The sequence below is a fragment of the Shimia sp. genome (genome assembly GCF_041624275.1).
Classification (GTDB): Bacteria; Pseudomonadota; Alphaproteobacteria; order Rhodobacterales; family Rhodobacteraceae; genus Shimia.
In genome coordinates, this window is sequence record NZ_JBFJVE010000038.1 from 1 (window position 1) to 18,671 (window position 18,671).

The following is an 18,671-nucleotide window of genomic DNA, read 5'->3' on the forward strand; positions in this document are numbered from 1 at the left end:
GCGCGGCTGATGAGCCAGGCGATGCGCAAGCTGACCGGCTCGATCTCGCGCTCGAACTGCATGGTGATCTTCATCAACCAGATCCGCATGAAGATCGGCGTCATGTTCGGCAGCCCCGAAACCACCACCGGCGGCAACGCGCTGAAATTCTATTCCTCGGTGCGGCTCGACATCCGCCGCATCGGCGCGATCAAGGACCGCGACGAGGTGGTCGGCAACGCCACCCGGGTGAAGGTGGTCAAGAACAAGGTGGCGCCGCCCTTCAAGCAGGTGGAGTTCGACATCATGTACGGCGAGGGCATCTCGAAGAACGGCGAGCTGCTCGACCTCGGCGTTGCCGCCGGCGTGGTCAACAAGTCGGGATCTTGGTTCAGCTATGGCGACGAGCGCATCGGGCAGGGGCGCGAGAACGCCAAGACCTTCCTGCGCGAAAACCGCCGCATCGCCTATGAGATCGAGGACAAGATCCGCGCCGCGCATGGGCTCGAGTTCGACATGCCGCCGGGCGAGGACGACAACGACGTGCTGATGGAAGACGATGCATGACGGCCATAGGCCGCGACGAACTGGACCGGGCGCTGCCCGAGATTCTGGCCGCCCCCAAGGACGGGGCGGCCATTTCCATGCTCTGCCTGCGCCCCAAGCGCGGCGCGCGCCGTTTCGTCGACCGGATCACGCTGACCCGGGCGCAGGGCATTCCAGGCGAAAGATGGGCGAACGAGCCATGGCTGCGCGGTGAAGACGGCGCGCCGCACCCCGGCATTCAGGTCAGCATCCTGCCGCAACGGGTGCTGGATCTGCTGTGGCGCGACCGCGACGCCACGGTGCATCCCGGCGACACTTTCATCGCCGATCTCGACATGAGCGAGGCCAATCTTCCCGAGGGCCAGCTGCTGGCGGTGGGCAGCGCGGTGCTGCGCGTCTCCGAGGTCTTCAACGACGGCTGCGTCAAATGGAAGGTGCGTTACGGGCAGGCGGCGCTCGACTGGGTGCGGGCGCCCGAACACCGCCCCCTGCGGCTGCGCGGCATCCTGTGCAGCGTGGTCCGCGACGGTGTCGCGGCCGAGGGCGACCTGCTGCGGAAAATCGCGGCCTGAGGGGCACTTGCCTGCGCCCGGGCGCATTGTCATGTGGACAGGCGCGGATCGGGGTTATAAACCGCCAGCAATTGCCCATTCCCAAGAGCGAGAGAGCCATCTCATGCCCAGCCTCAACGACATCCGGTCGACCTTTCTGAACTATTTCGCCAAACAGGGCCACGAGGTGGTGGCCTCGAGTCCGCTGGTGCCGCGCAACGACCCGACGCTGATGTTCGTGAACTCGGGCATGGTGCAGTTCAAGAACTGTTTCACCGGGGTCGAGAAACGCGACTACGTGCGCGCCACCACGGCGCAGAAATGCGTCCGCGCCGGCGGCAAGCACAATGATCTCGACAATGTCGGCTATACCGCGCGCCACCATACCTTCTTTGAAATGCTGGGGAATTTCTCGTTCGGCGATTATTTCAAGGAAGAGGCGATCCCCTTCGCATGGGAGCTGATCACCCGTGAATTCGGCATCGACAAGAACCGGCTTCTGACCACCGTCTATCACACCGACGACGAGGCCTTCGAGACCTGGAAGAAGCTCGGCGTGCCGGAAGAGCGGATCATCCGCATCGCCACCTCGGACAATTTCTGGCAGATGGGCCCGACGGGCCCCTGCGGCCCCTGTACCGAGATCTTCTATGACCACGGCGACCACATCTGGGGTGGCCCTCCGGGCAGCCCGGAAGAGGACGGCGACCGTTTCATCGAGATCTGGAACATCGTCTTCATGCAGAACGAGCAGTTCGAAGACGGCTCGATGATCGATCTCGACATGCAGTCGATCGACACCGGCATGGGGCTGGAGCGGATCGGCGCCCTGTTGCAGGGCAGCCATGACAACTATGACACCGACCTGTTCAAATCGCTGATCGAGGCTTCGGCCGAGGTTACTTCGGTCGATCCTTACGGCGATCAGAACGTGCACCACCGGGTGATCGCCGACCACCTGCGGTCGACCTCTTTCCTGATCGCCGACGGGGTGATGCCGTCGAACGACGGGCGCGGCTATGTGCTGCGCCGCATCATGCGCCGCGCCATGCGCCACGCCCATCTGCTGGGCGCCAAGGATCCGGTGATGCACCGCCTCGTGCCGGCGCTGGTGCAGAAGATGGGCGCCGCCTATCCCGAACTCGGCCAGGCCCAGGCGTTGATCGAGGAGACCCTGAAACTCGAGGAGACCCGCTTCAAGCAGACCCTCGACCGGGGTCTGAAACTGCTCGATGACGAGCTGTCGGGGCTTGGCGAGGGCGCGGCGCTGCCCGGCGCGGCGGCCTTCAAGCTTTATGACACCTACGGCTTCCCGCTCGACCTTACGCAGGACGCGCTGCGCGAGAAGGGCCGCGAGGTCGATACCGCGGGCTTTGATGCCGCGATGGCCGAACAGAAGGCCAAGGCGCGCGCCGCCTGGGCCGGCTCGGGCGATGCCGCCGACAATGCCATCTGGTTCGATCTGGCCGACACCCATGGTGCGACCGATTTCCTTGGCTATGACAGCGAAAAGGCCGAGGGCCAGGTGCTGGCGCTGATCGTCGACGGCGCCGAGGCCGATCGGATCGAAGAGGGCGGCAGCGGCTGGGTTCTCGTCAACCAGACGCCCTTTTACGGTGAAAGCGGCGGTCAGGTCGGCGACACCGGCGTGGTCCGGCGGCTCGAGAACCGCGACGAGGCGGCGACGGTCACAACCACCCAGAAATTCGCCGACGGCAAGCTTTACGCCCATCAGGTGACCGTGGAACGCGGCACGTTTGCCAAGGGTGACGCGGTCGAGCTCGAGGTCGACCATGCGCGCCGCACCGCGATCCGCGCCAACCACTCGGCCACCCACCTTTTGCACGAGGCCCTGCGCGGCGCGCTCGGCGAGCATGTCGCGCAGCGCGGCTCGCTCAATGCCGAGGACCGTCTGCGCTTTGACTTCAGCCATGGAAAGGCGCTGAGCGCCGGGGAACTGAGCCGGGTCTCGGCCGAGGTCAACGCCTTCATCCGTCAGAACTCGCCGGTGGAAACCCGCATCATGACCCCGGATGACGCCCGCGAGCTGGGCGCGCAGGCGCTGTTCGGCGAGAAATACGGCGACGAGGTGCGGGTGGTCTCGATGGGGCGCGCCGACACCGGCAAGGGGCTGGACGGCAGCACCTATTCGATCGAGCTTTGCGGCGGCACCCATGTGCGCCAGACCGGCGACATCGGCACCTTCGTGATCCTCGGCGACAGCGCCTCTTCGGCCGGCGTGCGCCGCATCGAGGCGCTGACCGGCGCCGAGGCCTTTGCCCATCTGGAACGCGAAGCGGGCCGCATGGGCGCGGTCGCCGGGGCGCTCAAGGCGCAGCCCGCCGACGTGATGGACCGCCTGAAGGCGCTGCTGGACGAACGCAAATCGTTGCAGAACGAGGTGGCGCAGCTGCGCCGCGAGCTGGCCATGGCCGGCGGTGCCGGGCAGGGCGGCGGCGGCGATGACAAGGACATCGGCGGCACCAAGTTCTTTGCCCAGACCCTGTCGGGCGTCTCGGGGCGCGACCTGCCGCCTCTGATCGACGAACACAAGGCCCGGATGGGCAGCGGCGCGGTGCTGCTGATCGCCGATACCGGTGGCAAGGTCGCGGTCGCGGCCGGCGTCACCGAAGATCTCGTCGGTGATGTTTCGGCGGTTGACCTCGTGCGCGCGGCGGTGGAAGCTCTGGGCGGAAAGGGCGGCGGAGGCCGGCCCGACATGGCGCAGGGTGGCGCCAAGGATGCCAAGAATGCCGAGGCCGCCATCGCCGCAGCCGAAGCCGTGATCGGAGGATAGGATATGGGTGCGCTCTGGATTGCCCACGTGACAGTGACCGACAGCGAGGCCTATGGCAAATATGCCGCGCTGGCGGGGCCGGCGATCGCCAAACACGGGGGTGAGTTCATCGCCCGCGGCGGCCGGTTCGTGCAGCTCGAGGGCAAGGAGCGCCCGCGCAACGTGGTGGCGCGTTTCCCCGATGTGGACAGCGCCGTGGCCTGCTATCACAGTCCCGACTACCAGGCGGCGCTGAGCCACGCGCGCGGCGCCTCTGAGCGGGAACTGATGGTCGTCGAGACCAGCGAATAGGCCGGGGGGAGGCGCCGCATGTGCCGCTGGGCCGCCTATATCGGGCACCCCTGTTATCTCGAGGATATCGTTACCCGGCCCGATCATTCGCTGATCCGGCAGAGCATCCATGCCAACGAGGCAAAGACCGCCACCAATGCTGACGGTTTCGGCGTTGCCTGGTATGACAGCCGCCCCGAACCGGGGCTGTTCCGCGACACCTATCCGGCCTGGTCCGATGCCAACCTGCGCTCGATCACCGCGCAGGTGCGTTCGCCGCTGTTCCTGGCCCATGTGCGGGCCTCGACCGGCACCGCCACCAGTCGCAACAACTGTCACCCCTTTGCCGTCGGGCGCTGGTCCTTCATGCACAACGGGCAGATCGGCGGTTTCGAGAATTTCCGCCGCCGCGCCGACATGCTGATCCCGGACGAGCTGTACCACCAGCGCAAGGGGGCCACCGACAGCGAGGTGCTGTTCCTGCTGGGGCTGGTCGAGGGGCTTGACGATGATCCCAAGCTGGCGATGGAGATCGCCGTCGGCATCCTGCAACGCATGAGCCAGGACAAGGGCACGACACCGCATATGCGCATCGCCGCCGCCTTTTCCGACGGCGAGACCCTTTATGCGATCCGCTATGCCTCGGACGATCACGCACCGACGATCTACCACCGCTGGAGCGCCTCGCGCCGGGGCCGGGCGGTGGTCTCTGAGCCGCTGTTCACCGATCAGCCGGGCTGGGAGGCGGTGCCGCCGGGCTCGTTCTGCACCTTCCGCGGCGATCAGGCCTCGATCCGCCCCTTCGAGCCGCCGCTCTGACGCGCGCTAAGGTCGGGGCGACATGCAAAAGGGCGGCCCCAAGGGCCGCCCTTTGATCTTTGAACTGTTCGCCTCAGGCGCTTACTGCGCCGCTTTCGACATCCGCTTGCGCTCGTGCGGGTCGAGATAGCGCTTGCGCAGCCGCACGTTGTTCGGCGTCACCTCGACCAGCTCGTCATCGTTGATATAGGCGATCGCCTCTTCCAGCGAGAGGGTCATCGGCGTGGTCAGGCGCACCGCTTCGTCGGTTCCGCTGGCGCGCACGTTGGTCAGTTTCTTGCCCTTCAGCGGGTTCACCTCGAGATCGTTCTCGCGGCTGTGTTCGCCGATGATCATGCCGGTATAGACGTCGGCCTGGGCGCCGATCATCATCTTGCCGCGCTCTTCGAGGTTCCACAGCGCATAGGCCACCGACTGGCCGTTCTCCATCGAGATCAGCACCCCGGCGCGGCGCCCCGGGATCGGGCCCTTGTAGGGGGCCCAGCCGTGGAACACCCGGTTCAGAACCCCGGTGCCGCGGGTGTCGGTCAGGAACTCGCCGTGATAGCCGATCAGACCGCGCGACGGCACATGGGCGATGATCCGGGTCTTGCCGGCCCCGGCGGGGCGCATCTCGACCAGTTCGCCCTTGCGCGCGCCGGTCAGTTTTTCGATCACGGCGCCCGAGTATTCGTCGTCGACGTCGATGGTGGCCTCTTCGATCGGTTCGATCCTCTGGCCGTCTTCCTCGCGCATGATGACCTGCGGGCGCGAGATCGACAGCTCGAAGCCCTCGCGGCGCATGTTCTCGATCAGCACGCCCATCTGCAATTCGCCGCGACCCGAGACTTCGAAGGCCTCGCCGCCCGGCGTGTCGGCGACCTTGATCGCGACGTTGCTCTCGGCCTCTTTCAGCAGCCGGTCGCGGATCACCCGGCTCTGCACCTTCTTGCCGTCGCGGCCGGCAAGCGGCGAATCGTTGATGCCGAAGGTGACGGTGATGGTCGGCGGGTCGATCGGCTGCGCCTCAAGCGGCTCGTCCACCGCCAGCGCGCAGATGGTGTCGGCCACGGTGGCCTTGGCCATGCCGGCGATCGAGACGATGTCGCCGGCCAGCGCCTCGTCGATGTCCTGCTGCGCCAGACCGCGGAAGGCCTGGATCTTGGTGACGCGGAACTGTTCGATCTTCTGACCGATGCGGCTGATCGCCTGCACTGTCGCCCCGACCTTGAGCCGGCCCGATTCCACCCGGCCGGTCAGGATGCGGCCCACGAAGGGATCGCTGCCCAGCGTCGTGGCGAGCATGCGGAAATCCTCGTTCTGATGGGCAATCTGGCGCGGCGCCGGAACATGGTTGACGATCAGGTTGAACAGCGCGTGCAGGTCCTTGCGCGGCCCGTCCAGCTCGGCATCGGCCCAGCCGTTGCGCCCCGAGGCATACATATGCGGGAAGTCGAGCTGGTCCTCGTTGGCATCGAGCGAGGCAAAGAGATCGAAACATTCGTCCAGCGCCCGGTCGGGTTCGGCATCGGGCTTGTCGACCTTGTTCAGCACCACGATCGGGCGCAGACCGAGGGCCAGCGCCTTGGAGGTGACGAACTTGGTCTGCGGCATCGGGCCTTCGGCGGCATCGACCAGCAGTACCACACCATCGACCATCGACAGGATACGCTCGACCTCGCCACCGAAATCGGCGTGTCCGGGGGTGTCGACGATGTTGATCCGGGTGCCCTTCCACTCGACGCTGGTCGGCTTGGCGAAGATGGTGATGCCCCGTTCGCGCTCGAGGTCGTTGGAATCCATGGCACGTTCGGCCACGTCCTGGTTTTCGCGGAACGCGCCCGACTGTTTCAGCAGCTCGTCCACCAGCGTTGTCTTGCCGTGGTCGACGTGGGCGATGATCGCAATGTTACGAAGGTCCATGGGTGATGCCTTTCCTGTTCGCGCCCGCCCTATATCGCAGTGGCAGAAAAGGCCAGCCCCTTAATGGGAGGCGGTCTTGGAAAAAAGATGGATCACCAGAATCCCGAGGACGATCAGCGCCATTCCCAGAACCGCCGCCAGGTCGAGCTTCTGGCCGAACACCAAATAGCCGATGATGGCGATGAAGACGATGCCGAAGCCCGACCAGACGGCATAGGTGATTCCGACCGGAAGATACTTCAGCGTCAGCCCCATCAGGTAGAAAGAGATGCCATAGGCGACGACCACGGTCACCGCCGGCCACAGGCGGGTGAACTGCTGGCTGGCCTGAAGGGCCGAGGTGCCGATGGTTTCCATCAGCACGGCGGCGATCAGAAGGGCATAGGCTTTGGGCATCCGGACCTCGCGGAACAGGGCTATCGACTGTTCCGATCTAGCCAACTCCGGGCGCGGGCGCAAACGCCAATGCCGGGCGCAGGGGCAGGGCGGCAAACAGGGGCCGGGGCAGGGCGCTGCCCCGGCGGAACCGCCCGCTGCGCGCCTCGGCTCAGCCGTTCAGCGCCTTGTTGAGGTTCTCGTCGATCTTCTCGAGAAAGCCCATCGTGGTCAGCCAGCCCTGATCGGGGCCGACCAAGAGCGCCAGATCCTTGGTCATGTGGCCGCTTTCGACGGTCTGCACGATCACCCGCTCCAGAGTTTCGGCAAAGGCGCGCAGGGCGATGTTCTCGTCGAGCTTGGCGCGGTGCTTCAGCCCGCCGGTCCAGGCATAGATCGAGGCGATCGAGTTGGTCGAGGTCTGCTCGCCCTTCTGATGCTGGCGATAGTGGCGGGTGACGGTGCCATGGGCGGCTTCGGCCTCGACGATCTTTCCGTCCGGCGTCATCAGCTGCGAGGTCATCAGCCCCAGCGAGCCGAAGCCCTGGGCCACGGTGTCGGACTGCACGTCGCCGTCATAGTTCTTGCAGGCCCAGACGAATTTGCCGTTCCATTTCATCGCACAGGCCACCATGTCGTCGATCAGCCGGTGTTCGTACCAGATGCCCTTTTCCTTGAACTTCTCTTCGAACTCCTCTTCGAAGACCTGCTGGAACAGATCCTTGAAGCGGCCGTCATAGGCCTTGAGAATGGTGTTCTTGGTCGAAAGATAGACCGGCCAGCCGAGGTTGAGACCATAGTTCATCGAGGCGCGGGCAAAGTCAATGATCGAGGAATCCAGATTGTACATCGCCTGATAGACCCCGGCCGAGGGCGCGTCATAGACCTCGCGTTCGATCACCGTGCCGTCTTCGCCCTCGAATTTCATCGTCAGCTTGCCGGGGCCGGGGAAGGTGAAGTCGCTGGCCTTGTACTGGTCGCCGAAGGCATGACGGCCGACCACGATCGGGCTGGTCCAGCCGGGCACGAGGCGGGGCACGTTCTTGCAGATGATCGGCTGGCGGAACACCACGCCGCCGAGGATGTTGCGGATCGTGCCATTGGGCGAACGCCACATCTTCTTCAGGCCAAACTCTTCGACCCGCGCCTCGTCGGGGGTGATGGTGGCGCATTTCACCGCCACGCCGACTTCCTTGGTTTTCTCAGCGGCGGCAATGGTGATCTGGTCGTCGGTGCGGTCGCGCTCTTCGATGCCGAGATCGTAATAGAGCAGGTCGATATCGAGATAGGGCAGGATCAGCTTGTCCTTGATGAACTGCCACATGATGCGGGTCATTTCATCGCCGTCCATTTCGACGATCGGGTTGTCTACCTTGATTCGGCTCATCTGCTTGTCCTCGTGAATTGCGAGTCGGTTTCAGCGGCTGAATAGACCAGATTCACGGCCAAGGAAAGCTTTGTATGCGATTGTATACATGGCAATCGACTTGCCGCGGGCGACCCTGAAATCCGCAGATCACAGCCTTGCCACAGTGCAGGCAGGTCGCCACGACGCGGCGCCCGTTGCCGGTCGGAATGCGGGTCAGCGGTCTGGATGCCGCCAAGTCGTTTTGCGGGTTTCGACTTGATTTCAATTGGATAGCGGTGCGAACTTCCGGTGAAAGATGAAGAAGCTCAGGGTGGGCAAGCCGCCGCAAGAAATGACAAACGGGCCCGAAGGCCCGCGAGTCACTGTTGGGTCACTGTTAAGTCACCGGGCAAATCAACCGGGTATATCACCGGGTATATCACCGGGGCGGCTTCAGCGTGAATCCGCCTGCTTTCAACCTCTGCTCAAGTTGCAGGCGGGCGCGCTCTTCTGCCGCATAGACCCGCACCGCCGTCATGAAGGCTTCGTGCAGGGTCGACGAGGTGGCCTCGATCGTCTCGGCAATGTCCTTGACCAGCTGGTCGTCATTCAGCGCCCTCTGCGCCGCGAGGACGTCCTCGGCCAGTTTCTGTGCCAGAGCGTCGTAATAGGCCATGGCTCAGCGCGTGTTCTCGGTCAGCCGGCGTTTGACATAGTCGGTGACGTTGCCGACCATGGTATTCATGTAGTCTTCGGTCTCGAAGAAATGGCCCGCACCCTCGATTTCCTGATGGGTGATGGTGATGCCCTTCTGCTCGTGCAGCTTGTTGACCAGACCATGGGTGTCTGCCGGCGGCGCCACCCGGTCGGCGGTGCCGTTGATGATCAGACCCGAAGAGGGGCAGGGCGCGAGGAACGAGAAATCATACATGTTCGACGGCGGTGCCACCGAGATAAAGCCGGTGATCTCCGGGCGGCGCATCAGCAATTGCATGCCGATCCATGCACCAAACGAGAAACCGGCGACCCAGCAATGCTTGGAATTGTTGTTCATCGACTGCAGGTAATCCAGCGCCGAGGCCGCGTCGCTCAACTCGCCGACGCCCTGGTCGTATTCGCCCTGGCTGCGGCCGACGCCCCGGAAATTGAAGCGCAGCACGGTAAAGCCCATGTTGAAAAAGGCATAGTGCAGGTTGTAGACGACCTTGTTGTTCATGGTGCCGCCGAACTGCGGATGCGGATGCAGCACGATGGCGATCGGGGCGTCTTTTTCCTTCTGGGGGTGATAGCGGCCTTCGAGGCGGCCTTCGGGTCCGGCGAAAATGACCTCAGGCATGGGGCTCCCTGTCTCTTGCGGGGGTGCCGATGAAATTCTTGACGAATTTACTTGGGCACTCTAGAACGGTTCTAAGATTTCCGGCGGCTGCCGGTAGCGCTGCTAGCGATTTAGGCTTTGTGGCGTGTGACGTCAATCTCTTGCGGGGAGCTTAAGGTGAAACTATCGACCAAAGGTCGCTATGCGGTTGTGGCGCTGGCAGATATCGCGTTGCAGGATCCGGGCGATCTGGTGACCCTGTCCGAGATTTCGGCGCGGCAGGATATTTCGCTGCCCTATCTCGAACAGCTCTTCGTGAAGCTGCGCCGCGCCGAGCTGGTGACCAGCGTGCGCGGGCCGGGGGGCGGCTATCGTCTGGCGCGCCCGGCGTCGGATATCCGCATCGTCGATGTGCTGACGGCGGTCGATGAAACGGTGTCGGCAATGCATACCGGGGCCGGGGCCACCGGAGGGTCTTCGGGGTCGCGGGCGCAGTCGCTGTCGAACCGCCTGTGGGAGGGGCTCTCGGCGCAGGTCTATGTCTTTCTGCACCAGACGCGGCTGTCCGACGTGGTTCAGAACGAACTGGCGCCATGCCCGGCCATTCCCAGCCTCTTTTCGGTGGTGGACGCAGAGTGAACATGGAATTTCACGCAGGCCGCGCCCCCGTGCGGGGCGGCATGGCTTTCGGTCGCGGCTGGCGGCGGCGCGGGTGCCGGCCATGAGCGCGCGCGTCTATCTTGATCACAATGCCTCGATGCCGCTGCGGGCCGAGGCGCGGGCGGCGATGATCGCGGCGATGGACAGTGTTGGCAACCCGTCGAGTGTCCATGCCGAGGGGCGGGCCAGCAAGGGGCTGCTGGAACGGGCGCGGGCCGATCTGGCCACCGCGCTTGGCGCCGATGGCGCCGATATCGTCTTTACCTCTGGTGCCACCGAGGCCGCCGCGCTGGCGCTGGCCGGGCGCGGCCTGCATGCCGGCGATATCGAACATGACGCGGTCAATGCCTGGGTGACGGCGGATCTGCCGCTGGGGCCCGACGGGCAGGTGGTGGCCCGCGACCCGGCGCAAAGCACGTTGCAGATGGCCAATTCGGAAACCGGCATCGTGCAGACCCTGCCCGAGGGGCTGGCGGTCAGTGACATGACCCAGGCCTTCGGCAAGCTGCCGGTGGCCTTCAACTGGAGCGGCGCTGGCATGGCGCTGGCCTCGGCCCACAAGCTGGGCGGCCCCAAGGGCATCGGCGCCCTGATCCTGAAACGCGGCACCGATCTGGCGGCGCAGCTCAGGGGCGGCGGTCAGGAGATGGGCCGCCGCGCCGGCACCGAGAATGTCCTTGGCGCGGTCGGTTTCGCCGCCGCCGCCGCCGCCAGCGCCCGCGATCTGGCCGAGGGCACCTGGGACCGGGTTGCAATTCTGCGCGATTTGCTGGAAGAGACACTTGCATTCGAGGCAAAGGATACCATTTTTGTCGGGAAAACGGCGACGCGCCTTCCCAACACGATCTGCCTGGCGACCCCCGGATGGAAGGGGGAAACCCAGGTGATGCAGATGGATCTGGCCGGATATGCGGTCTCGGCGGGGTCGGCCTGTTCTTCGGGCAAGGTGCGGGCCAGCCGCGTGCTGAAGGCGATGGGCTATCAGGATGAGATCGCCTCGGGGGCGATCCGGGTCTCGCTGGGGCCCGACACGACGAAACAGGACGTACTGGGTTTTGCCAAGGCTTGGCTGGCGCAGTACAGGAAACACCGCGCACGAGCGGCTTGAGCGAACGACAGGAGTAGATCATGGCCATAGTGGACCAGACCGAAGTGAAAGAAGGCGTCGATCAGGAAACTGTTGACGCGGTTCGCGAAGTCGGTGGCGCCTATAAATACGGCTGGGAAACCGAGATCGACATGGAATATGCCCCCAAGGGGCTGACCACGGATATCGTGCGGCTGATTTCCAGCAAGAACGAAGAGCCCGAGTGGATGACCGAATGGCGGCTTCAGGCCTTTGACCGCTGGCTGAAACTGACCGAGCCGGACTGGGCTATGCTGGACTACCCGGAGATCGACTTTCAGGACCAGTATTACTATGCCCGCCCGAAAAGCATGGAAGAAAAGCCGAAAAGCCTGGACGAGGTCGACCCCAAGCTGCTGGCGACCTATGCGAAACTTGGCATCCCATTGAAAGAACAGGCTATTCTGGCTGGTGTCGAAGGCGCTGATGCGCCGCCCGCCGAGGGCCGCAAGGTGGCGGTCGATGCGGTGTTTGACTCGGTATCGGTCGGCACCACGTTCCAGAAAGAGCTGAAAGAGGCCGGGGTGATCTTCTGCTCGATCTCCGAGGCGATCCGCGAACACCCCGAACTGGTGAAGAAATACCTCGGATCGGTGGTGCCGGTTTCGGACAATTTCTATGCCACGCTGAATTCGGCCGTGTTCTCGGACGGCTCTTTCGTCTATGTGCCGCCGGGCGTGCGCTGCCCGATGGAGCTGTCGACCTATTTCCGCATCAATGCCGAAAACACCGGCCAGTTCGAACGCACGCTGATCATCGCCGACAAGGGCTCGTATGTCAGCTATCTCGAAGGCTGCACGGCGCCCCAGCGCGACACTTCGCAGCTGCACGCCGCGGTGGTTGAGATTGTGCTGCTGGAAGACGCCGAGGTGAAATACTCCACGGTGCAGAACTGGTATCCGGGCGACGAGAACGGCAAGGGCGGGATCTACAATTTCGTTACCAAACGCGCCGACTGCCGGGGCGACCGCGCCAAGGTGATGTGGACCCAGGTCGAGACCGGCTCGGCGGTGACCTGGAAATACCCCAGCTGCATCCTGCGCGGCGATGACAGCCAGGGCGAGTTCTATTCGATCGCCATCACCAACAACTATCAGCAGGCCGATACCGGCACCAAGATGATCCACCTCGGCAAGAACACCAAGAGCCGGATCGTCTCCAAGGGCATCTCGGCGGGCTTCTCGCAGAACACCTATCGCGGTCAGGTCTCGATGCACCCCAAGGCGCGCAACGGGCGCAACTATACCCAGTGCGACTCGCTGCTGATCGGCGACAAATGCGGCGCCCATACGGTGCCCTATATCGAGGTGCGCAACAATTCGGCCCGGGTCGAGCACGAGGCCACCACCTCGAAGGTGGATGACGAACAGATGTTCTACTGCCGCCAGCGCGGCATGGACGAGGAAGAGGCGGTGGCGCTGATCGTCAACGGCTTTGCCAAGGAGGTGCTGCAGGCGCTGCCGATGGAGTTTGCCATGGAAGCCCAGCAGCTGGTGGCCATCAGCCTGGAGGGGTCCGTTGGCTAGCACCGGCGCGAAAATCGAAGCGGCCCTGCCTTATGCCCTGCCCGTCTTGGGCGGCACTCTGGGCGTGACCTTTGTGCAGCTGAATTCGTTCAGCTACCTCAATCCGGTGATTGCCATCGCCACGGGGGCCATTCTTGGCCGGGTGGCGGCGGTGTTCATCGTGCGCGCCATGCGCCGGTCGCGGCGGAAGGGGCGCTGAGATGGAAACCATCAACCAGTTGATGCAGCAGTCCGTCGGTGTCGGGGCCGGAATTGCCCTGGGCAGCGCGGTCGGCTTCGCCATTCGCAAGAAACGCACCGGGTCGGGGCAGGGTCTGGTTGCCGGATCGGTCTTTGTGACCTCGGCGATCTGCGGGTTGGTGGCGATGAGCGCGATGATGCTGCTGATCTGGCTAGGAGTGTTCTGATGATCGTCACCACCACACCCTCGATCGAGGGTCGGCCGATCGCCGACTACCGGGGCATCGTCGTCGGCGAAGCGATCATGGGCGCCAATGTGGTGCGCGATGTCTTTGCCTCGATCACCGACATCGTCGGCGGCCGCTCGGGCGCCTATGAAAGCAAGTTGCAGGACGCCCGTGACACGGCGCTGCGCGAACTCGAGGCGCGCGCCGTCGCGCTGGGGGCGGACGCCGTGGTCGGCGTCGATCTGGATTATGAAGTTGTCAATGGCTCGATGCTGATGGTTTCGGCCAGCGGCACGGCCGTAACTCTGAAATAGGGACCCGTGAGACCCCGCCGCGGGTCGGGAAACGCGAAGGAATAAAAGATGCTGGAAATCAAAGGCCTGAAGGTCAAACTTGAAGAAGAGGACAAGCCGATCCTGAAGGGTGTGGACCTGACCGTTGAGGCGGGCAAGGTACATGCCATCATGGGGCCGAACGGCTCGGGCAAATCGACGCTTTCCTATGTTCTGTCGGGGCGTGACGGCTACGAGGTGACCGAAGGGTCGGCGACGCTCGAGGGGCAGGATCTCTTGCAACTCGAGGCCGAGGAACGCGCCGCGGCCGGCCTGTTCCTGGCCTTCCAGTACCCGGTCGAAATCCCCGGTGTCGGCAACATGACCTTCCTGCGCACGGCGGTGAACGCACAGCGCAAGGCGCGCGGCCAGGAAGAGATGAGCGCCGCCGAGTTCCTCAAGGTGGTGCGGGCCAAGGCCAAGACGCTGAAGATCGACGCCGACATGCTGAAACGCCCGGTCAATGTCGGCTTCTCGGGCGGCGAGAAGAAGCGCAACGAGATCCTGCAGATGGCGATGCTCGAACCCAAGATGTGCATTCTCGACGAGACCGACTCGGGGCTTGACGTCGATGCGATGAAACTGGTGTCGCAGGGGGTGAACGCGCTGCGCGACGAGGGCCGCAGCTTCTTGGTGATCACCCATTACCAGCGTCTTCTCGACCATATCCAGCCCGACGTGGTGCACATCATGGCCGATGGCCGCATCGTCAAGACCGGCGGACCGGACCTTGCGCTCGAGGTCGAACACAACGGTTATGCCGACATTCTGGCGGAGTTGACCTGATGGCGCTGGATGATCGCAAGAGAACGGCCACCGAAGAGCGGCTGGCCGCGATGGTCCTGCCCGAGGTCGGCTGCACCAAGGAAGCCCGCGAAAAGGCGCTGGCGCGGTTGCAGGCGATGGGGCTGCCGCAGCGGCGCGACGAATACTGGAAATACACCCGCCCCGACACGCTGACCCAGCCGGCGGCCCCGGCCGCAGCGGTGTTCAAATCCGGCGAGGCCCCGGTCTTCGGCGCCATGGATTGCCTGCGCATCGTCTTCGTCGACGGTCTTTACAGCCCCGAGCTGTCGGATCCGCTGGAGCTGGAAGGGGTAGAGATCGACCGGCTCGAGGACATCTGCTGCACCAAGGAACACTGGGCCGAAGACCTCTATGGTGAGCTGGAAGCCGCCGGCCAGACCCCGGTCGAACGGCCGCTGGCGGCGCTCAATACCGCCTATGCCGGCGATGGCGTTGCGATCCGGGTGACCGGCAAGCCGTCGCGCCCGATCAACCTTGTCTATACCCACGAGGCCGAGGATTCCGACGTCTTCCTGCATCACGTGCTGCGCATCGAGCCCGGCGCCGAGGCGACGATTCTGGAAAACGGCCCCGCTGCCGCACGTTTCAACAAATGCATCGAGATCGACATCGCCGAGGGCGGTACGCTGCATCACGTGCGGGCCCAGGGGCGCGACCACGAGCGGCGCGCGGTGACCCATCTGTTCGCCCGTCTCGGCGCCGACGCGGTGTTCAAGAGCTTCACCCTGACCGTTAACGGCGTGCTGACCCGCAACGAGGCGGTGGTCGAGCTTAACGGTGACAACGGCGTGGTGCATATCGCCGGCGCCTGCGTCGGCAATGGCGATTTCCATCACGACGACACCGTGTTCATCACCCATAACGGTGCCAATTGCGAAAGCCGGCAGGTGTTCAAGAAGGTGCTGTGCAACGGCGCCACCGGCGTCTTTCAGGGCAAGATCCTGGTCAACCAGACGGCGCAGAAGACCGATGGCTACCAGATCAGCCAGTCGCTGCTTCTGGACGAGGACAGCCAGTTCTATGCCAAGCCCGAACTGGAGATCTATGCCGATGACGTGGCCTGTTCGCATGGCTCGACCTCGGGGGCGATCGACGAAGAGGCGCTGTTCTACCTGCGCGCGCGCGGCGTGCCGCAGGGGCCGGCGACCGATCTTCTGACCCTGGCCTTCCTTGCCGAAGCGGTGGAAGAGATCGAGGACGAGACGCTGGCCGAGGAAATCCGCGGCCGGCTCGAGGGGTGGCTGGTCCGCAGGCGCAACGGCTGATGTCGGTGGTTGCCGACATGCTGGCAAGCTATCGCGGCCCCCACAAGGTGGTGGCGCGCCATCTGGCGATGGGGCCGCGCGAGGACCGCGCGCTGGCGATCCTGATGGCGGGCTGCGTCCTGCTGTTCGTCTCCAGCTGGCCCTACAACGCCCGGCTGGCGCATCTCGAGGGGCGGGAGCTCGGGCCGCTGATCGGCGGCGCGCTGTTCGGCCTGTTGTTCATCGCGCCGCTGGCCTTCTATCTGATGGCCAGCGTGATGGCGCTGGTGCTGCGCCTCCTGGGCTGGAAGGGCGGCGCCTACGCGGCGCGGTTCGCGCTGTTCTGGGCGCTGTTCGCCTCGTCGCCGCTGCTGCTGCTGCACGGGGTGACCAAGGGCTATCTCGGGGCCGGGACGGAGGCCCAGATCGTCGGCTTCTTCTGGCTCACGGCCTTTCTGTGGTTCTGGATTTCCGGCCTGTTCCAAGCCGGCAGGGGGGCGCGATGAAGGCGCTGCTGCAACATCTTCTGGTGCAGACCATCTATGCCCCGGCACAGGCCGCGCGGCTGATCGCCGGCCTGAAACTGCCGCCCGAGGCCGGTTGGATGGCGCTGGCGCTGGCGGGGGTCTTCAACACGCTGGTCTATTTCGCCAACATGGCGATGGTCGACCTGCCGGTCGATTTCTGGATTCCGGTGATCCGCTCGCCGCTGGTCTACCTGATCCTGTCGCTGTCCTTCACCACGGTGATGGTGTTCTGTCTCTACTGGGTCGGGCGGGTGCAGGGCGGTCGGGCCGAGCTGTCGCTGCTGGTGACCCTGGTGGCCTGGCTGCTGGCGGTCCAGAGCCTTGCCGACCTGCTGTTCCTGGTCTTGCTGGTCTTCGTGCCGATGCTGGCCAGCCTGTTTTCCATGGCCGCCGGGCTCTACGGGCTGTGGATCTTCCTGAATTTCGTTCAGATCGCCCATGGTTTTCCCGGCAAGGGGCAGGCGGTCGTGACCATCCTTCTGGCGCTGATCGGGCTGATGACGGGGCTGACCCTGTTCATCTCGGCGATCGGCGTGACTTCCATGGGAATTAGCTGATGTATGATGTGGCCAAGGTCCGTTCCGATTTTCCGATCCTGTCGCGCGAGGTCAACGGCAAGCCGCTGGTCTATCTCGACAATGGTGCCTCGGCGCAGAAACCGAAGGCGGTGATCGACGCGGTGACCCAGGCCTATTCCATGGAATATGCCAATGTTCACAGGGGGCTGCATTACCTGTCCAATCTGGCGACCGACAGGTACGAGGCCGTGCGCGGCACCATCGCCCGGTTCCTGAACGCCGCCAGCGAGCGCGAGATCGTGCTCAATTCGGGCACCACCGAGGGCATCAACATGGTGGCCTATGGCTGGGCCATGCCGCGCATGGAGGCCGGCGACGAGATCGTGCTGTCGGTGATGGAGCACCACGCCAATATCGTGCCATGGCATTTCCTGCGTGAACGCAGGGGCGTGGTGCTGAAATGGGTCGATACCGATGTTACCGGGGCGCTGGACCCGCAGGCGGTGATCGACGCCATCGGCCCGCGAACGAAACTGGTGGCGATCACCCAGTGTTCCAACGTGCTGGGCACCATGGTCGATGTGAAGACCATCACCGAGGGCGCCCATGCCAAGGGCGTGCCGGTACTGGTCGACGGCTCGCAGGGCTCGGTGCATGCGCCGGTGGACGTGCAGGACATCGGCTGCGATTTCTATGCCATCACCGGCCACAAGCTCTATGGCCCCTCGGGCTCGGGGGCGATCTACTGCAAGGCCGAGCGCATGGCCGAGATGCGCCCCTTTATCGGCGGCGGCGACATGATCAAGGAAGTGTCGAAAGAGGCGGTGGTCTACAATGATCCGCCGATGAAATTCGAGGCCGGAACGCCGGCAATCGTGCCGATCATCGGCCTCGGGGTGGCGCTGGACTACCTGATGGATCTCGGGATGGAGAACGTGGCGGCGCATGAGGCGGGCTTGCGCGACTACGCGATGCAGCGGTTTCAGGGGCTGAACTGGCTGCACCTGCAGGGCACCACGCCAAACAAGGCGGCGATCTTTTCCTTCACCCTCGACGGGGCCGCGCATGCGCATGACATCTCGACCATCCTCGACAAGAAGGGGGTCGCGGTGCGGGCCGGGCATCACTGTGCCGGGCCGCTGATGGATCATATCGGGCTGACCGCCACCTGCCGCGCCTCCTTCGGGCTCTACAACACCCGCGACGAGGTCGACGCGCTGGTCGAGGCCCTTGAACTGGCGCATGATTTGTTCGCCTGACGTTTTTTTCGCATTGCGGGGGGGCGAGCCTGTGGCTATACCCCCGCTCAGGCACCTGTAGCTCAGCTGGATAGAGCGCTGCCCTCCGAAGGCAGAGGCCAGAGGTTCGAATCCTCTCAGGTGCGCCAAATCTTCCTGTATCCTCGGCCTGCTGTCACCGCCCTTTCGGCCGCGAACCCTGTTCTGTGCGGATGCCCCCATCACGACTTTCCACCCTGTTCCGGCGCCGCCGTCCGGGGGGCGTTCCTGTCGCGCCCAGCCTTGGACCGGAGGTGAAAAATTGGGCACTTGCACCCTGGATTGCCGATCTTGTGGTCACTTGCCGGTGAACTTGCCTTGTTATCCAAACCCTCATTGATGCCC

Annotated in this window: 20 protein-coding genes, 1 tRNA gene and 1 pseudogene; 17 read left to right on the plus strand and 5 right to left on the minus strand. The window is 64.3% G+C overall.

Going from position 1 to position 18,671, the window contains the following annotated elements; translation table 11 throughout:
• The 5 genes and pseudogenes from ABZD10_RS04895 to ABZD10_RS04915 all read left to right on the plus strand — a co-directional run.
• A pseudogene (locus ABZD10_RS04895) lies at positions 1-546 on the plus strand (DNA recombination/repair protein RecA); the annotation flags it as partial.
• Positions 543-1,097: a hypothetical protein gene (locus ABZD10_RS04900; protein WP_372885001.1), complete on the plus strand. Its 555-nt coding sequence runs from the start codon at positions 543-545 to the stop codon at positions 1,095-1,097. The pseudogene ABZD10_RS04895 and the gene ABZD10_RS04900, both read left to right, overlap by 4 nt.
• Positions 1,098-1,200: 103 nt before the next feature.
• Complete coding sequence (alaS, locus tag ABZD10_RS04905; protein ID WP_372885002.1) at positions 1,201-3,873, plus strand: alanine--tRNA ligase; 2,673 nt, start codon at positions 1,201-1,203, stop codon at positions 3,871-3,873.
• 3 nt (positions 3,874-3,876) lie between these two features.
• Complete coding sequence (locus ABZD10_RS04910; protein WP_372885004.1) at positions 3,877-4,164, plus strand: DUF1330 domain-containing protein; 288 nt, start codon at positions 3,877-3,879, stop codon at positions 4,162-4,164.
• Between the two features lie 18 nt (positions 4,165-4,182).
• Complete coding sequence (locus ABZD10_RS04915) at positions 4,183-4,962, plus strand: class II glutamine amidotransferase (protein WP_372885005.1); 780 nt, start codon at positions 4,183-4,185, stop codon at positions 4,960-4,962.
• A gap of 81 nt (positions 4,963-5,043) precedes the next feature.
• Here ABZD10_RS04915 and typA read toward each other — a convergent pair whose 3' ends face one another.
• From typA to ABZD10_RS04940, 5 genes are all read right to left on the minus strand, one after another.
• Positions 5,044-6,864 carry a translational GTPase TypA gene (gene typA, locus ABZD10_RS04920; RefSeq protein WP_372885007.1) on the minus strand — a complete coding sequence of 607 codons (1,821 nt, stop codon included), beginning with the start codon at positions 6,862-6,864 and terminating at the stop codon, positions 5,044-5,046.
• A 60-nt stretch (positions 6,865-6,924) separates the two neighbouring features.
• Positions 6,925-7,260, minus strand: a complete 336-nt coding sequence (locus ABZD10_RS04925) for an SMR family transporter (protein ID WP_372885009.1) — start codon at positions 7,258-7,260, stop codon at positions 6,925-6,927.
• A 151-nt stretch (positions 7,261-7,411) separates the two neighbouring features.
• The gene (locus ABZD10_RS04930) at positions 7,412-8,626 is read right to left on the minus strand and encodes an NADP-dependent isocitrate dehydrogenase (RefSeq protein WP_372885011.1); all 1,215 of its coding nucleotides are present in this window, start codon (positions 8,624-8,626) and stop codon (positions 7,412-7,414) included.
• A 400-nt stretch (positions 8,627-9,026) separates the two neighbouring features.
• The gene (locus ABZD10_RS04935; RefSeq protein ID WP_372885012.1) at positions 9,027-9,263 is read right to left on the minus strand and encodes a hypothetical protein; all 237 of its coding nucleotides are present in this window, start codon (positions 9,261-9,263) and stop codon (positions 9,027-9,029) included.
• 3 nt (positions 9,264-9,266) lie between these two features.
• Positions 9,267-9,923 (minus strand): alpha/beta hydrolase, encoded by a 657-nt coding sequence (locus ABZD10_RS04940; RefSeq protein WP_372885014.1) that lies wholly within the window; start codon positions 9,921-9,923, stop codon positions 9,267-9,269.
• Positions 9,924-10,079: 156 nt separating this feature from the next.
• Between ABZD10_RS04940 and ABZD10_RS04945 the strand changes: the two genes are divergently transcribed.
• The 12 genes from ABZD10_RS04945 (at position 10,080) to ABZD10_RS05000 (ending at position 18,436) form a co-directional block, all read left to right on the plus strand.
• Positions 10,080-10,541, plus strand: coding sequence for an Rrf2 family transcriptional regulator (locus tag ABZD10_RS04945; RefSeq protein ID WP_372885015.1), 462 nt, complete (start codon positions 10,080-10,082; stop codon positions 10,539-10,541).
• A gap of 82 nt (positions 10,542-10,623) precedes the next feature.
• Entirely contained in the window at positions 10,624-11,670 is a 1,047-nt protein-coding gene (locus tag ABZD10_RS04950; protein ID WP_372885017.1) for a cysteine desulfurase family protein, read from the plus strand.
• A gap of 20 nt (positions 11,671-11,690) precedes the next feature.
• On the plus strand, positions 11,691-13,214 hold the full coding sequence (sufB, locus tag ABZD10_RS04955) for a Fe-S cluster assembly protein SufB (RefSeq protein WP_372885018.1): 1,524 nt from the start codon (positions 11,691-11,693) through the stop codon (positions 13,212-13,214).
• Positions 13,207-13,413 (plus strand): hypothetical protein, encoded by a 207-nt coding sequence (locus tag ABZD10_RS04960; RefSeq protein ID WP_372885020.1) that lies wholly within the window; start codon positions 13,207-13,209, stop codon positions 13,411-13,413. Before sufB ends, ABZD10_RS04960 begins: the two co-directional genes overlap by 8 nt.
• A 1-nt stretch (position 13,414) precedes the next feature.
• Positions 13,415-13,621, plus strand: a complete 207-nt coding sequence (locus tag ABZD10_RS04965; protein ID WP_372885021.1) for a hypothetical protein — start codon at positions 13,415-13,417, stop codon at positions 13,619-13,621.
• A complete protein-coding gene (locus ABZD10_RS04970) occupies positions 13,621-13,935 on the plus strand; it encodes a heavy metal-binding domain-containing protein (protein ID WP_372885023.1) in 315 nt (104 codons plus the stop codon). Before ABZD10_RS04965 ends, ABZD10_RS04970 begins: the two co-directional genes overlap by 1 nt.
• A 48-nt stretch (positions 13,936-13,983) precedes the next feature.
• Positions 13,984-14,739, plus strand: coding sequence for a Fe-S cluster assembly ATPase SufC (gene sufC, locus ABZD10_RS04975; RefSeq protein WP_372885024.1), 756 nt, complete (start codon positions 13,984-13,986; stop codon positions 14,737-14,739).
• Positions 14,739-16,025, plus strand: a complete 1,287-nt coding sequence (gene sufD / locus ABZD10_RS04980; RefSeq protein ID WP_372885026.1) for a Fe-S cluster assembly protein SufD — start codon at positions 14,739-14,741, stop codon at positions 16,023-16,025. The genes sufC and sufD overlap by 1 nt, the downstream gene beginning before the upstream one ends.
• Entirely contained in the window at positions 16,025-16,510 is a 486-nt protein-coding gene (locus tag ABZD10_RS04985; protein WP_372885027.1) for a YIP1 family protein, read from the plus strand. Before sufD ends, ABZD10_RS04985 begins: the two co-directional genes overlap by 1 nt.
• Complete coding sequence (locus ABZD10_RS04990; RefSeq protein ID WP_372885028.1) at positions 16,507-17,088, plus strand: YIP1 family protein; 582 nt, start codon at positions 16,507-16,509, stop codon at positions 17,086-17,088. Before ABZD10_RS04985 ends, ABZD10_RS04990 begins: the two co-directional genes overlap by 4 nt.
• Complete coding sequence (locus ABZD10_RS04995; RefSeq protein WP_372885030.1) at positions 17,088-18,308, plus strand: cysteine desulfurase; 1,221 nt, start codon at positions 17,088-17,090, stop codon at positions 18,306-18,308. Before ABZD10_RS04990 ends, ABZD10_RS04995 begins: the two co-directional genes overlap by 1 nt.
• 51 nt (positions 18,309-18,359) lie before the next feature.
• Positions 18,360-18,436: transfer RNA gene (locus tag ABZD10_RS05000), tRNA-Arg, on the plus strand.
• The last annotated feature ends 235 nt before the right edge of the window (positions 18,437-18,671 follow it).

Excerpts from the sequence above, each read along its gene's own strand:
- ABZD10_RS04935 (WP_372885012.1), bottom strand. The coding sequence starts at position 9,263 with ATGGCCTATTACGACGCTCTGGCACAGAAACTGGCCGAGGACGTCCTC.
- ABZD10_RS04940 (WP_372885014.1), bottom strand. The coding sequence starts at position 9,923 with ATGCCTGAGGTCATTTTCGCCGGACCCGAAGGCCGCCTCGAAGGCCGC.
- ABZD10_RS04950 (WP_372885017.1), top strand. The coding sequence starts at position 10,624 with ATGAGCGCGCGCGTCTATCTTGATCACAATGCCTCGATGCCGCTGCGG.
- ABZD10_RS04925 (WP_372885009.1), bottom strand. The coding sequence starts at position 7,260 with ATGCCCAAAGCCTATGCCCTTCTGATCGCCGCCGTGCTGATGGAAACC.
- sufC (WP_372885024.1), top strand. The coding sequence starts at position 13,984 with ATGCTGGAAATCAAAGGCCTGAAGGTCAAACTTGAAGAAGAGGACAAG.
- ABZD10_RS04910 (WP_372885004.1), top strand. The coding sequence starts at position 3,877 with ATGGGTGCGCTCTGGATTGCCCACGTGACAGTGACCGACAGCGAGGCC.
- sufB (WP_372885018.1), top strand. The coding sequence starts at position 11,691 with ATGGCCATAGTGGACCAGACCGAAGTGAAAGAAGGCGTCGATCAGGAA.
- ABZD10_RS04985 (WP_372885027.1), top strand. The coding sequence starts at position 16,025 with ATGTCGGTGGTTGCCGACATGCTGGCAAGCTATCGCGGCCCCCACAAG.
- ABZD10_RS04965 (WP_372885021.1), top strand. The coding sequence starts at position 13,415 with ATGGAAACCATCAACCAGTTGATGCAGCAGTCCGTCGGTGTCGGGGCC.
- alaS (WP_372885002.1), top strand. The coding sequence starts at position 1,201 with ATGCCCAGCCTCAACGACATCCGGTCGACCTTTCTGAACTATTTCGCC.
- ABZD10_RS04930 (WP_372885011.1), bottom strand. The coding sequence starts at position 8,626 with ATGAGCCGAATCAAGGTAGACAACCCGATCGTCGAAATGGACGGCGAT.
- ABZD10_RS04970 (WP_372885023.1), top strand. The coding sequence starts at position 13,621 with ATGATCGTCACCACCACACCCTCGATCGAGGGTCGGCCGATCGCCGAC.
- sufD (WP_372885026.1), top strand. The coding sequence starts at position 14,739 with ATGGCGCTGGATGATCGCAAGAGAACGGCCACCGAAGAGCGGCTGGCC.
- ABZD10_RS04995 (WP_372885030.1), top strand. The coding sequence starts at position 17,088 with ATGTATGATGTGGCCAAGGTCCGTTCCGATTTTCCGATCCTGTCGCGC.
- ABZD10_RS04915 (WP_372885005.1), top strand. The coding sequence starts at position 4,183 with ATGTGCCGCTGGGCCGCCTATATCGGGCACCCCTGTTATCTCGAGGAT.
- ABZD10_RS04900 (WP_372885001.1), top strand. The coding sequence starts at position 543 with ATGACGGCCATAGGCCGCGACGAACTGGACCGGGCGCTGCCCGAGATT.
- typA (WP_372885007.1), bottom strand. The coding sequence starts at position 6,864 with ATGGACCTTCGTAACATTGCGATCATCGCCCACGTCGACCACGGCAAG.
- ABZD10_RS04990 (WP_372885028.1), top strand. The coding sequence starts at position 16,507 with ATGAAGGCGCTGCTGCAACATCTTCTGGTGCAGACCATCTATGCCCCG.